At 21.4% G+C, this 14426-nt stretch carries 11 protein-coding genes; all 11 read right to left on the bottom strand.

Annotated features, from left to right (window positions below; all coding sequences use genetic code 11):
- Positions 1-110: 110 nt before the first annotated feature.
- Positions 111-821, bottom strand: coding sequence for a hypothetical protein (locus tag Q2306_RS01700; RefSeq protein ID WP_323847584.1), 711 nt, complete (start codon positions 819-821; stop codon positions 111-113).
- Positions 822-1677: 856 nt separating this feature from the next.
- Positions 1678-2886 (bottom strand): aminotransferase class V-fold PLP-dependent enzyme, encoded by a 1209-nt coding sequence (locus tag Q2306_RS01705; protein WP_323847585.1) that lies wholly within the window; start codon positions 2884-2886, stop codon positions 1678-1680.
- 53 nt (positions 2887-2939) lie between these two features.
- The gene (locus Q2306_RS01710; protein WP_323847586.1) at positions 2940-3653 is read right to left on the bottom strand and encodes a hypothetical protein; all 714 of its coding nucleotides are present in this window, start codon (positions 3651-3653) and stop codon (positions 2940-2942) included.
- A gap of 129 nt (positions 3654-3782) precedes the next feature.
- The gene (locus Q2306_RS01715; RefSeq protein ID WP_323847587.1) at positions 3783-4949 is read right to left on the bottom strand and encodes an extracellular solute-binding protein; all 1167 of its coding nucleotides are present in this window, start codon (positions 4947-4949) and stop codon (positions 3783-3785) included.
- Entirely contained in the window at positions 4946-5743 is a 798-nt protein-coding gene (locus Q2306_RS01720) for an ABC transporter permease (RefSeq protein ID WP_323847588.1), read from the bottom strand. The genes Q2306_RS01715 and Q2306_RS01720 overlap by 4 nt, the downstream gene beginning before the upstream one ends.
- Positions 5727-6578: an ABC transporter permease subunit gene (locus Q2306_RS01725; RefSeq protein ID WP_323847589.1), complete on the bottom strand. Its 852-nt coding sequence runs from the start codon at positions 6576-6578 to the stop codon at positions 5727-5729. Before Q2306_RS01725 ends, Q2306_RS01720 begins: the two co-directional genes overlap by 17 nt.
- A 5-nt stretch (positions 6579-6583) precedes the next feature.
- Positions 6584-7900: an ABC transporter ATP-binding protein gene (locus Q2306_RS01730; RefSeq protein ID WP_323847590.1), complete on the bottom strand. Its 1317-nt coding sequence runs from the start codon at positions 7898-7900 to the stop codon at positions 6584-6586.
- A 39-nt stretch (positions 7901-7939) separates the two neighbouring features.
- Entirely contained in the window at positions 7940-9763 is a 1824-nt protein-coding gene (lepA, locus tag Q2306_RS01735) for a translation elongation factor 4 (protein WP_323847591.1), read from the bottom strand.
- 56 nt (positions 9764-9819) lie between these two features.
- Positions 9820-10728, bottom strand: coding sequence for a ribosome small subunit-dependent GTPase A (gene rsgA, locus Q2306_RS01740; RefSeq protein WP_323847592.1), 909 nt, complete (start codon positions 10726-10728; stop codon positions 9820-9822).
- Positions 10729-10758: 30 nt separating this feature from the next.
- Positions 10759-13140, bottom strand: coding sequence for a phenylalanine--tRNA ligase subunit beta (gene pheT, locus Q2306_RS01745; protein ID WP_323847593.1), 2382 nt, complete (start codon positions 13138-13140; stop codon positions 10759-10761).
- A gap of 58 nt (positions 13141-13198) precedes the next feature.
- Positions 13199-14230, bottom strand: a complete 1032-nt coding sequence (gene pheS, locus Q2306_RS01750) for a phenylalanine--tRNA ligase subunit alpha (RefSeq protein WP_323847594.1) — start codon at positions 14228-14230, stop codon at positions 13199-13201.
- Positions 14231-14426 lie beyond the last annotated feature (196 nt).

Raw genomic sequence — 14426 nt, forward strand, 5'->3', positions numbered from 1 at the left:
ATTCAAGAATATAAACTTCTGTTTTATATTTATAAAATGCATTTTATTTATGTATATTATATATAATAATTATAATATAAAAAGAATTTGAAATTTCAGAAATTTAAATTTTATAGCATTTTAGTTAAATTAATGTTCCGAATCCAAACAAAAAAATTTATAAATAAGTCAATAATATATTGTATTATAAAAATAATTATATTTAATATTTTAATAAAAAAATCTTTAATATATGCAAAAAAATTTATATATATGTCTTCCATGTTTATATTTTTTATTTTAGATGATGTTTCTTTAATTGTTTGTTTTAAATTTTCTTTTTCATTGATAATTTTTTTTTGATTATTTTCTAAAGTTTTTATGTCTGCATTTTTTTGTTTTAAAATATTATCCAAAATAATTTTTAATTCATCTAATTCTGTTTGTTTTTCTTTTATAGTTTTATCTTTTTTTTCTATAGTTGCATCTTTTTCTTTTATAGTTGCATCATGTTTTCTTATAATTATATCTTTTGCTCTTAGAAATGCATTTTGTTGACTTATAGTTTTTTCTGTTACTGTTGAAATACTTTTTAATTTATCTAATTCTATATCTTTTTGTTTTATAGAATTTTTTAAATCTTTTATGTTTGCATCTTGTGAAATCAAATGACCTCGGTATCTTTGTGCAATTTGATCTTTATCATATAATTTAGAATGTTTTTGTTTTAAAACTATTAAAAGTTTATCAACTAATATCGTTGCATCTTCTTCTGCTTTTCCTCCTAATTCTTCTTGAAATGGATCATATTGTTCTGGGATTGTTATTATTTCGTTTAACATTAATAAAATTTTCTGATGTTTTTTTTGATTAATTACCATTTTGGTATTAAATTTAAAAATTGAACTAAATATATATAAAATAAATAAAAAAATTATGAAAAAAATAATAATTTTTTCAAAACAAAAATATTTTTTTTTGTTTTTATTGAATTTATACATTATTTTTTTATAAATTATTTTTTTTTAAATTAACAAACTTAATCTTTGAATAAAAAAATAATTTATAATTTGCTTTCTAAATTAAAAACACTAAAAATAAAAACAAATAAAAAAATTATATTTTAATTAAATTTATTTGAATTAGTTTATTAAATTTGAATAATTAAAATATTTAATTCATTTTTATAATTTATTTTTTTAAATATTTTTTTATTAATGTTTTTAATAATTTTTCTTAATTTTATTTATTATTATTCAATATAATTATTAAAATATAAATATTATTTTTGAAATTTTTATTATTTCGTTTATAAATACAAATAAAAATATATAAAAAATATCAGAAATCTAAAAAAATTGTCCTCTTATATAAGTTATATTTCTGATATTTTTTATCAAATTATTATTTTTTATTATCTAAATATTTTTAAATTAAAAATATTTAGATAATAAAAAATATTTATTTTAAGCAAAATTATACCATACAAGCAAATAAATTATAACATAAATATATTGTTAAAAAACACAAAATAAAAAATTATTAATTTTATTTATTAAAAAAATAAAATCATATAAAGATAACAAAAATACAATTTTATTGTTTAATATGGATTTGAAAAAAATATTTTGGATAAATATTTTTGGTACTCGTTGCATAACAAAATCTACAAAATCAAAATTTCAAAAAAATATTCATTTATTTAAGAAAAAAATTATATACTTTTTTTAAACTATTAATTAATAAATCAACATCTTGTTCGTTATTATGAATTCCTACGGAAATTCTTATTGTATTGGTCGCCTTTATTTGATTCGAAGACAAATGAGAACAATGATGACCTGTTCTAACATAAATATTATCTTGGCTTAAAAAATTTTCTACATCGTGAGAATTTAAATTCAGAAAATTAAAATTAATTATATTTGTTATTTGTGAATTAAAAATTTTAATTCGAGGTATTTTGATTAATTTATGAAAAATTTGTTTAGTTATTTGGTTTTCGTATTTAAAAATATTATTTAAACCTATATCTTCCATAAATTCTAAAGACTTTTCCCAAGCTATAATACTGCCTATATTAGGGGTTCCGGGTGACCATTTATAAGGCAAATCATTAAAAATAAAATTCTTTTTTTCAATATTAACTTCTTTAACACTTCCACCGCCTACAAAAGGAGGTTTGCATTTTTTTAAAAATTTTTTTTTACCAAATAAAACGCCTAGACCAAAAGGACCATAAGCTTTATGAGTAGAAAAAGCCATAAAATCAATACCTAAATCTTTAACATCTAAAGGAATATGAGCTACGGATTGAGAAGCATCTAAAACAACTAAAGCTTTTTGTTTATGAGCTAAAGTAGTGATTTCTTTAATAGGTGTTATATGTCCTAAAACATTAGATATATGAGTTAAAACTACAATTTTGGTTTTATTTGATAAAATTGTTTGAAAATTATCAATCTTAATTTGATGATGTTGATCTAAAGGAATAAAAACTAAATTGGCTTTTTTTTGATTAGCAACTTCCAACCAAGGCAAAAAAGAAGAATTATGCTCTAAAGAAGAAACAATGATTTCGTCTTTTTGGTTAACAAGAGGATATAAAATTTGAGCAATAATATTCAAACTATCAGTTGCGCCTTTAGTAAAAATAATTTCTTCTAATTCTGCTTTTACAAAAGAGGCAGTTTTTTGTCTTATTCTTTCTAAAGTTTTTTCGTTTTGTAAATTTAAGGGATTTGTGCCTCTAATATTTAAACCGTTATTTTGATAAAAATCAGTCATAGTGTTAATCATTTTATAAGGTTTTAAAGAAGTGGCTGCGGTATCGAAATAAACTAATTGAGGATTTTTTTTAAAAATTGGGAAAGAAGAACGAAAATTGTATATTTTATCTTTTAACAAAATTTTTTTCCTCACTTATTTATTAAAAATAAATAAATATATTTTAAAAACATTTAAGATTTTTTAGACAAATTAATTTTATTTTTTAAAAAAAGAACACTATAAGATAACCAATAATAAATTATAGTTAAAATGATAATAGTTATAGTTAAATAACCATAACCTTGTCCGCCATCTCTCCATGTTATATTAAAAATACCCTTTTGTTTGGGATCGATAATATCATAAGGATAATATGAAGGTTGAAATAAATCAAAATAATTAGCAAATAAAAAAAAGAAAAAATAACACAAAGGATGAATGACACCCAAATAAGCTTTTTTAATATTTAAACCACGATTAGTTTTAAAAAAATAAAAAATAAGATATAAAATAGGAATAATAGTATGATGATAATGCTTAATATCTAAAAAAATTATTTTTTCTTTAATTTGTTCGAAAAAATAAAATTTTTCATTTGGATATATAAAAGAATGAACAAGGGTAAAAGTTAATAAAATATCAATCGCAGCAATAAACATTAAAACAGAAAATATCTTTTTAAATCGTAATGAAGTAAAAAAAAGAAACATCACTATTAAAATTAAAATATTACTTTGAGAAGTAAAATATTCTATTAAATCAACAAAAAACAATTTAAAAGAAACTAATTTATTAAATTTTTTGTAACAATTAATAATAAAAATGATTAAAGATATTAATGTTAAAAATATAGCATAAAGTTTAGTAAAATCATTATTTTTCTTTTTAGAAATATTTTTTTTCATATTATTTTTCCTTGAATATTTATAACAATTAAATTCTTTTTATTAATATATTTATTTTAACATAGAATAATATATTAATAATTAAATATATATATTATGCGTGAATATAACTTTTAATTAAAAAATCATCTATATATTAAAAAAAATATATATTAAAATAAATAAAATAAAAATTAATAAAAGTAAAATAATTAAATATTTATCTTTAGGATCAGGATATGAATAAACTTCATTCCAAGCATCATTAATTTGTTTTTTATACTTCGCGTTATATTTATATATTTTATCTTGGTCATTGATTTTAAATTCAATACCTTTTTTTACCTCTTCAATATCATCATAAGGTGAATCATAACCAATAAAATTATTATTTTGTTTTCTATTTTCTTGTTTTAACAAAAAATTAATAAAATCATAAGCACCTTTAGTTTGGCTACCTTTAGGTAAAACTATCCCGTCAAACCAAATATTAGTTCCTTCATCATCAAATTGATAATAACCCAAATTTGAATTTTGTTGCATTAAATATCTTGCGTCTCCAGAATAAACTAACGCAATATCATAATATTCTTTTTCTTTTATTTTCATTCTGTCTAATATTTGATCAGTAATAAAAGATAAATTATTATTTTGCTTTTTTAATTTTATCAACCATTCTTTAGCTTGTTTGATTTCTTCTTCTGATTTTTCAGAATTAACACTAATATCTCCATCAATAGATTTTAGTCCTACAAAAATGCCTTCAAAAGCATTATTATACAAAGCGATTTTATATTTAGGATTTTTTATTAACTCTGACCATTTCTTTGATGATAAATCTTCTTCCTTAATTTTATCTTTTCTATATAAAAAACCCAATTTACCCCAAACGTAAGGAATGGTATAACTAAATATTTCATCATTTTTTTTTTGATCGTTAAACTTCGTTTTAAATTTTTTAAAAGTTTCTGTGAATGTGTTTTGTTTTATTTTGTCTGTTAGTTGTATTTCTTCTAAATAATGATCTTTTAACTGTTGAATCGCATATTCGCTTAAAATAGCAATATCATATTGATTACCAGCTTTAATTTTATTAACAGCTAGTTCATTAGAAGAAAAAAAACTTTGTTTAACAACGAATTCTTTTGATTCTTCATTGTATTCTTTAATAAGGCTTGGATCAATATATTCCCCCCAATTAAACAAAACAATAACTGTTTTATTATCTGATATTTTCTTTATTTGAACTATACCATAAAAAGATAAAAACAAAATTGCCACAAAAATAATAATAATTAAATTTACTTTGTTTTTCATTTTCTTTTTAAATCTTTTCTTAATTTAATTAATCCAATTATTATTTTAGTTAAAACGATTAAAATTAAAACTGAAGATAAAGCATTAATAGTAGGGTTTATTGTACCTTTTAAACTATAAATATAAGCTGATATATTTTGGTAATCAGAACCACCTGCGAAATAAGAAATAATAAAATCATCAAAAGATAAAGCAAAAGCAATACCAGCGCTAACTAACATAACATCTTTTAATTGAGGTAAAATGATTTTAGTAAGAGTTTGGCAAGGAGTAGCTCCTAAATCATAAGCTGCCTCAATCAAATCTAGTTTTAAAGTTAAACATTTAGCATAAACAGAAATTAAAACATAAGGTATGCTAAAAGAAACATGAGCTAATAACATTCTCCAAAAGCTATTCTTTAAACCAATAGAACTAAATAAAACAAATAAAGCTAAAGCGTTTATAATTTCAGGTATAATAATTGAAATTTGATTAAAATTCATTATCATGTCTCGCCATTTTTTTTTATAATTCATTAAAGAAATGGCAGCCAAAGTTCCTAAAATAGTTGAAATAATAGTAGATAAACAAGCTATTTGAAAAGTAATAAATATAGAAGATTTAATAGCTGAATCTTCTAAAATTCTATAATACCATTTTAAACCAAATTTATGAAAATGAACTAAAGAAGAAATTCTTCCCTCAGTTTCATTAAAAGAAAAAAGAATCAAAGATATTATAGGCAAATAAATAAAAAGAAGAATCAAAAATAAATACAAAAAAGCTATTTTATTTTTATTTATTTTTAACATTTGAATTATACATTTTTTCCAATTGATTCTTCTTATAAAAAGTTAAAATAAAAATCATTAAAAAAGTTAAATTAACAGCAATAGCACAAGCACTTTTAATATCACCGTTTAAAAAAGTTGTATTTTCGATCAACTCACTAATAACAGTAATAGTTGTAGGGCCTAAATATTTAGGTACTACCATATTAGTTAAAATTTGTAAAGAAACTAAAATAATTCCTGTATTTAAACCAGGAATAGATAAAGGGAAAATAATTTTTTTAAAAATTTGTTTATCATTTGCGCCTAAATCCTTAGCAGAATCAATCAAGCTAGGATCTATTTTAGAAATACTAATAAATATAGATAAAAACATATAAGGAATAAATAAATAAATAAAACCTATTAACATTGCTAAATTAGTTTCTAATAATTTTATGTTGAAAAAAATTTCTATCAAAGAAAAAATTTGCATTAAAGATTGAGTTTTTAAAATCATATTAATCCACATAACGCCATTAATTAATAAAATTAAAATAGCTTGTATAGAGTAGCTGCATTGAGCAACGATATATGCAAGTGGATAAGCAATCATAACAAGAAAAAAAGTTGATATAATAGTTATTATAATAGAACGTAATAAAACATAAATAAAGACTTTTTTAGTATAAAAATTTTTATAATGTTTTAAAGTAAAAGAAAAATTAAAAAAATTATTAGTATGATTTTCTTGAATAGAATCTAAAAAAATAATACAAATAGGAATTAAAACAAATAAAATAAAAATAATAAAATACGGCAAGGCTAAATATTTATAAAACTTATTGCCTTTATCATTAGAACTATATGAAAGCAATTCGTTTACCACACTTCCATAATATGTAAATCTTCAGGATTAAAAAAAATACCTTTTTTAGTATTTAATTCAATAAAATCAGTTGTATGAATAATGTAATCACGATGACAAGTTTTAATATTTACTTCCCAATAAACACCTTTAAATAAAATATAATCAACAACACCTTTAAATAAACCTTTATCAGGCTCAACAATATCAATATCTTCAGGCCGAATTACAATATCTACTTTTTGATTTTTTAGAAATCCTGCATCTACACATTTTAATTCTTTATCATCGAAATAAACTACAAAATCTTCTTTCATAATGCCAGAAATTAAATTTGATTCGCCTATAAATTGAGCTATAAATTTATTAGCAGGTTCGTTATAAATATCTTGCGGAGTTCCTATTTGTTGAATTTCTCCCTGGTTAATAACAACTATTTTATCACTCATAGTTAACGCTTCTTCTTGATTATGAGTTACAAAAATAAAAGTAATGCCTGAATTTCTTTGAATTTCTTTTAATTCATATTGCATTTCTTGTCTTAATTTTAAATCTAATGCAGCTAAAGGTTCATCTAATAATAAAACTTTTGGTTTATTAATTAAAGCTCGTGCTATAGCTACCCTTTGTTGTTGACCTCCCGATAATTGCCTAATATCTCTGTTTTCTAATCCTTTTAAACCTACTAATTTTAAATAATGTAAAACTTTTTCTTCGATCAAAAGTTCTATTTGTTTAGGATTTAAAATTTTATTTTTTAATTGATTAATTTCTTTGTAATAATTTTCTTTTAAAGCTTTTTTGTTTATTTTTAATTCTTTTTTTAATTTAATTATTAAAGGGTTTTGTTCTTTTAAAAAAGATATTAAAATAGAAAAAAAAGATTGATATTTGTTTGTTCTTTTAGTAAGATTTATTTTTTTTATTTTTAGTTCATAATCTTTATCCATTTGTATTATTTGAGTTTTATATTGTATTTTTAATTTTTGTATTTTTTTTTCGTATTTTTCATTTAAATTTTTAATTCTTAATCCAAAAGCAACATTTTCGAAAACATTTAAATGCGGAAATAAAGCATATTTTTGAAAAACTGTATTAATCAATCTTTTATGAGAAGGAACTTTTATAATACTTTGGTTATTAAATAATATATCTCCAGAACTCATATTTTCTAAACCACCAATAATTTTTAAAATAGTAGTTTTTCCACATCCTGAAGGACCTAATAAAGTTACAAATTCATTTTCTTTAATTTCTAAATTAATATCATTTAAAATAATTTGATTATTGATAACTTTAGTAATGTTTTTTAATTCTATTAAATTTGTCATTTTTTTCTTTCCTTAAAACAAACTAAGTATTTTTTTAAATTATTTATTATCACTAGATAAAATAGCTAAAAAAGCTTTTTGAGGCAACATAACTTTACCTAAAGATTTCATTTTTTTTTTACCTTTTTTTTGTTTAGCTAATAATTTCTTTTTTCGAGTGACATCGCCGCCATAACATTTGTCGATCACATTTTTACGCATAGATTTAATATTTTCTCTTGTAATAATTTTTTTTCCTATAGCAGCTTGAATAACTATTTCAAACATTTGTTTAGGAATTACATCTTTTAATTTTTGACAAATGTTTTTAGATCTTTGATAGGAAAAATCTTCATGACTGATAAAAGATAAAGAATCAACTATTTCAGAATTTAACAAAATATCTACTTTTTTTAATTTACTTGGATAATATTTTTCTAATTGATATTCAAAAGAAGCATAACCTTGTGTCAAAGATTTTAATTTATCAAAATAATTATAAATAACTTCTGAAAGAGGTAATAAATATTTTAATACTACTCTACCATTAACTAAATATTGAATATCTTGTAACTGACCTCTTTTGCTTTGAGAAAGGTCCATAACTGCTCCGATATAAACCTCGGGACAAGTTAAAAAAGCTTCAATATAAGGTTCTTCAATACGTTCAATTAAATTATTAGTAGGCCATTTAGTTAAATTATCAACAATAATTTTTTTATTATTAGGTTGATAAATATGTAAAACAACTGAAGGCGCAGTTATAATAACTTCAATACCGAATTCTCTAATAATTCTTTCTTTAGTGATTTCCATATGTAAAAGTCCCAAAAAACCAATTCTAAAACCAACGCCTAATAATTTTGAACTTTCTTTTTCATAAGTCAAAGAAGAATCATTCAATCTTAATTTTTGTAAAGCTTCGTTTAAATGACCGTATTTTTTTAAATCAGTAGGATATAAACCACAAAAAACAACAGGATTTATAGTACGATAACCAGGTAAAGCTTCTACTTGAGTACAACGATTTAAAGTAATTGTGTCGCCAACTCGAACGTCATCAATATTTTTAATAAAAGCACTTAAATAACCAACATCACCAGCAGCTAAGAAATCTTTTTTTAAAGGTTTAGGAGTAAAAATACCTACTTCTATAACTTCATAAGTAGCTTTACTAGAAATAAAACGTATTTTATCCCCTTTTTTAATACAACCATTAACAACTCTAATAGAAGGAATAACGCCTTTATAAGCATTAAAAACAGAATCAAAAATTAAAGCTTGTAAGGGTTTTTCGATATCTCCTTGAGGAGGTTCAATATATTTCACAATGTTTTCTAAAATTTGTGACACTCCCAAACCTGTTTTACCACTTGCAACAACCATTTTATTAAGATCTAAATTTAATTTTTCTTGAACCTCTTTTTTAGTTTTCTCGATATCAGCTGTTGGTACATCAGCTTTATTTAAAACTGGAATAATTGTTAAATTATGTTCTAACGCTAAATAAACATTATTTAAAGTTTGAGCTTGAATACCTTGAGTTGCATCAATTACCAAAATTGCCCCTTCACAAGCGGCCAAAGAACGAGATACTTCGTAATTAAAATCTATATGCCCAGGAGTATCAATTAAATTCATAATATAGTTTTCATTATCTTCGCTTTTATAATGAATTTCAACTGTATTTAATTTAATGGTAATCCCTTTTTCTCTCTCTAAATCCATAGAATCTAAAATTTGATCTTTCATATCTCTTTTTTGAATCGTATTTGTAATTTCTAAAATTCTATCAGCTAAAGTAGATTTACCATGATCTATATGCGCTATAATAGAAAAATTACGAATTTTTTTTTTTCTTTTATTTATTGCCTCTAAATTCATATCCAAACCTTTTGATATTTTTTTAAATTAAAATCACCACATAAATTAAAAAAATTTTATTTTTTCTTTTTATTTACTTCTTGAACAAAAGATAAATAATTATGATAACGAATAGGAGAAATTAAACCTTCTTGATAAGCTTCTTTGACTTTGCATTTTTCTTCATTAATATGTAAACAACTATATCCAAAAAAACATCGATCAGCAAATCTTAAAAAATCGTCATAAAAATTTTTTATTTCTTCTGGTTGAAACTCTAACAAGTCTAATTTAGAAAATCCTGGAGTATCAGCGATATAACCTTCATGAAAAAAAAATAATTTAGAATTTTTAGTAGTATGTTTTCCTCTGTTTAAATATTGAGAAATTTCTTGAGTTTTTAAATTCAGAGAAGTTAAAGAATTTATTAAAGTAGATTTACCTACTCCTGTTTGTCCAGCTAAAATAGTTATTTCGTTAGTAAACAGACAATATAAAGCGTTAATGCCATTTCTATTTTTACTATCTACATAAAACATAGGAGCAATTTTTTTATAATAAGATATTTTTATTTGAAATAAATTCAACTCAACATCAGAAATTAAATCTATTTTAGTAAAAATTAAAATAATTTTTAAATTGAATTTTTTTAAAATTAATAAAAATTTATCTAATAATTTAAATTGAAATGCAGGTTGTACTAAAGAAAAAACCAAAAAAACTTGGGTAATATTGCTTATATTAGGTCTATTTAATGAATTAGAACGTGGCAAAATACTATCGATTAAAAATTTATCATCTTTTTTTTCGTATAAAACCAAATCACCAATTTTTATTTTTGAATAATCTAAACTATTATTTAGTTCTTTTTTAGAATTATGATATTTAATTTTTCCTTTAACTTCAGCCTGAATTTTCTGTTTTGTTTCTAAATTTATAATCGTATATTCTTTTATTAAAAATTCAATTACAATGCCTTTTTGCAAAAAGTTCTCTCCAAACTTGTATTAAATCAATTATCTTAATTTAACTTTATAAATTTTTATAATTTTATTTTCTATATTTTTCATAATTTGATTAACAACTTCTTTAGATAAACTTTGCTTTTTATCATTAAAAGTAAAGCGGAATGATAAAGAATGTTCTTCTAAAGATAATTTATTTTCTTCATAAAGATCTAATAATTCACATTTAATTAAAATATCTGGCGATTCCTCTTTTAAAGTTTTAAAAATTTCTTGAAAAGAGTATTTTTTTGAAACAAAAAAACTTAAATCTCTTTCAATAGAAGGTAATTTAGTAATTTCTTTGAAATTAATCTTTTTCGAATTATTTAAAAAATCACCGTCTAAAGTTATTTCTAAAAGAAAACTTTCTTTTAAATGATACAATTCTCTTAAAGAAGGATGTATTTCTCCAATAAAACCCATTTTTTTATCTTTATAAAAAATATCAGCTTGTTTACCAGGATGAAAATTTAAATAATTGGTAGTTTGACGTAAATCAAATCGATATCCTAATAATAAACCTATTTTATCTAAAACTCCTTTTAAAACAAAAAAAGAGCTAACTATATTTGGTTTAATCCAACCTAAAGAATTCAAATTACCGCTCAAACCTAAGGCTAAATGTAATTTTTCTTCTTGAAAATTATAAACTTTGCCGATTTCAAAAAAAGGATTATCATAATTATTATGCTTTTGATTATAACTTAAAGTTTCAATCATGTTACCGCTTAAATGTTGCCTTAAAATAGTATTTTCTTGAGAAATAGGTTTAGCAACTTCTATATAATCTTTATTATGTGGAAATAAATTTAAAATTTTTAAATCAACTAAACTATAAGTAATAATTTCATAAAATCCTAAATTTACTAATAAATCTTTTATTTTATACAATGTTTCTTGTTTTTTATCTCTTAAATTAGCTTTATTTTTTTTAACATCTGATGTTTTTAAACAACTGATTCCATATAATCTAATAATGTCAGAACAAACATCTTCAGGAATTGTAACATCATAACGTCTTGAAGGTGCTTTAACTTTTAACATATCGTTATCAATCATTTGAACTTCATATTCTAATCGTTTTAAATAAATTTCTATTTCATTCAAAGACAAATCAAATCCTATTTTGTTTTTGATAAATTCAACAGTTAATAATATTTCAGGATTTAACTTATTTTTTATTTTTTTAGAAACAATGTTAGAGGTAATAATTTCTTTATTTAATTGTTTTAAAAGATCTTGTGCTTTATTTAGAGCTACTACTGTTAAAGAATAGTCGATTCCTCTTGACCAACGTAAAATTTTTTCATTTTCTATTGTTGATTTTATATAATTTTTCAAAATATAAGAAGGATTTATATAAGATGAAATTATAATAATTTTATTAGTTTTTTTATTAATGTTTTCAGCAAAAGAATTAAAAACGCCAAAAACAGACAAAATATTTTGACCGCTCGAAACTATTAAATCTTCTTTATTTAAAGTAATTGTTTTATTATCATTAACATAAATTACTTCTTTATCAAAAGCATTTCTAATTTCGATTTTTTTGTCTTTTAATTCAGAAGCATCGAAAATGTCTAAAGGAATACCATATTCAATCAAAATTAAATTAGTGATATCAACAATATTATTCACAGGGGTTATGTTATGAGTAAAAAGAATACTTCTTAACCACAAAGGAGATTCTTGAATTTTAACATTTTCAATATAAAGGATGTTGTATTCCCAACAATTTTTGTTATTGATTTCAATTTGAAAAGGATTTTCTATTTTGGGCATTTGTGGATTTAAAAGAAATGAAAAATTTAATTGTTTTAATGCACAAACAGCCCTTAAATCTTTACAAAATCCTAAATAAGATAGAAGATCACCTCTATCTGGAGTAATACTTAATTTCAATGAAAATCCTTTTAAATTCAAATACTCCAAAGCATTATCACCTATAGGAGCATCATCGTCTAAAATTAAAATTCCTTGTTTTTCTTTTTCTGTTAAAAATGCTTCATTTAAATCTAATTCTCGAGCAGAACAAATCATTCCTTCAGATTCTTTACCTAAAATAAATTTTTTTTGAATATGAGTTTTAATTGATTTTAAATAAGCTCCGATAGTGGCTACTATTACTTTTTTACCTATTTCCAGATTAGAAGCACCACAAATAATTTGTAAATGTTTATTTTTAATATTAATAGTAACTAAAGAAAGTTTATCCGAATTAGTCATTTTATCAAATTTTATAATTTGTCCTATAATTAAATGATTATTAGGTTCAACAATTTCACATTTATCTATTTCAGTAATATGATTATTGATTAAAAATTGTAATTCATTTAAATTATATTTATCTACAGATAAATATTGTTTTAAAATTTTTTCGTTAATTATCATGATGTTTTATTATGTCCTTAATAAAATTATTGTCAATAATAAATAATTATTTAAGATATTAAATAAATTGACTTAAAAAACGAATATCATTATTATAAAAATTTCTAATATTTTTAATATTATATCTTAACATTGTAATTCTTTCAATTCCAATTCCGAAAGCTAAGCCATTAAATTTTTTGTTATCAAAGCCACAATTTTGTAATACTTGAGGATGAATTAAACCAGCTCCAAGTATTTCTAAATAAATTTTTTTTTGATTCTTATCCGTAATAACTAAATCTACTTCTAAACTTGGTTTAGTAAAAGGGAAATAAGAAGGCCTAAATCTTAATTCTTGTTTGTCTCCGAATAAATGTTTGATAAAAGATGTAAGAATTTCTTTTAAATCTATTAAATTGACTTTATTTCCGATAGAAAAGCCTTCTAATTGAGTAAATTGATGACTATGGGTATCATCGTCTTTATCTCTTCTATAAACCTTTCCTGAAGAAATAATTTTTAAAGGTTTATTTTTATTTTGCAACATTTTTTTGATTTGAACACCTGTAGTATGAGTTCTTAAAAGATTTTCTAGATTATGTTTTAAATAAAAAGAATCTTGCATGTCTCTTGAAGGATGTTCTTTAGTCATATTTAACATTTCAAAATTATATAAATCCGTTTCTATTTCGTTCTCTTCACAAATAGAATAACCTAGGCTTAAAAAAAAATTTTCCATTTCTTTAATTGTCTTATTTAAAGGATGTATACAGCCTTGTGGAAAATTAAAAGAAGGCAAACTAACATCTATTTTTTCTTTTATTAATTTTTTGTTTAAAATTTTATTCTCTAAAACAATTTTTTTATTTTTAATTAAAGCGTAATTTTTTGTTTTATTTATATAAATAATTTTTTTGAATTCTTTTTGTATTTCTGATTCAAAATTATTAACTTCTTTTAATATTTCAATAAAAAGACCTTTTTTACCAAAATATTTTATTTCTAAATCTAATATTGTTTTAAATTCAGTAATTTGTTGTAATTTTGCACTTAATTCATCATCTATTATATTTAGTATTTCATTTAATTCGATAATATTTTTGTACATAACAATATAATTTTCCTTTTGCATTAGATATTTGTTAAAAACAATTTATAAAATTTTGAAACAAAATTATATTTTTTTATTCTAAAAAAGCTAATTCGATATATAAATATATTATATATAATAATACTTAAAATAAAAAAATGTTTTCTATTGTTAATATAATTTAAAAAATTTAAAAAAATTATTTCTAAAATTG

The sequence above is a fragment of the Phytoplasma sp. genome (genome assembly GCF_035187685.1).
Taxonomy (GTDB): Bacteria; Bacillota_I; Bacilli_A; order Acholeplasmatales; family Acholeplasmataceae; genus Phytoplasma.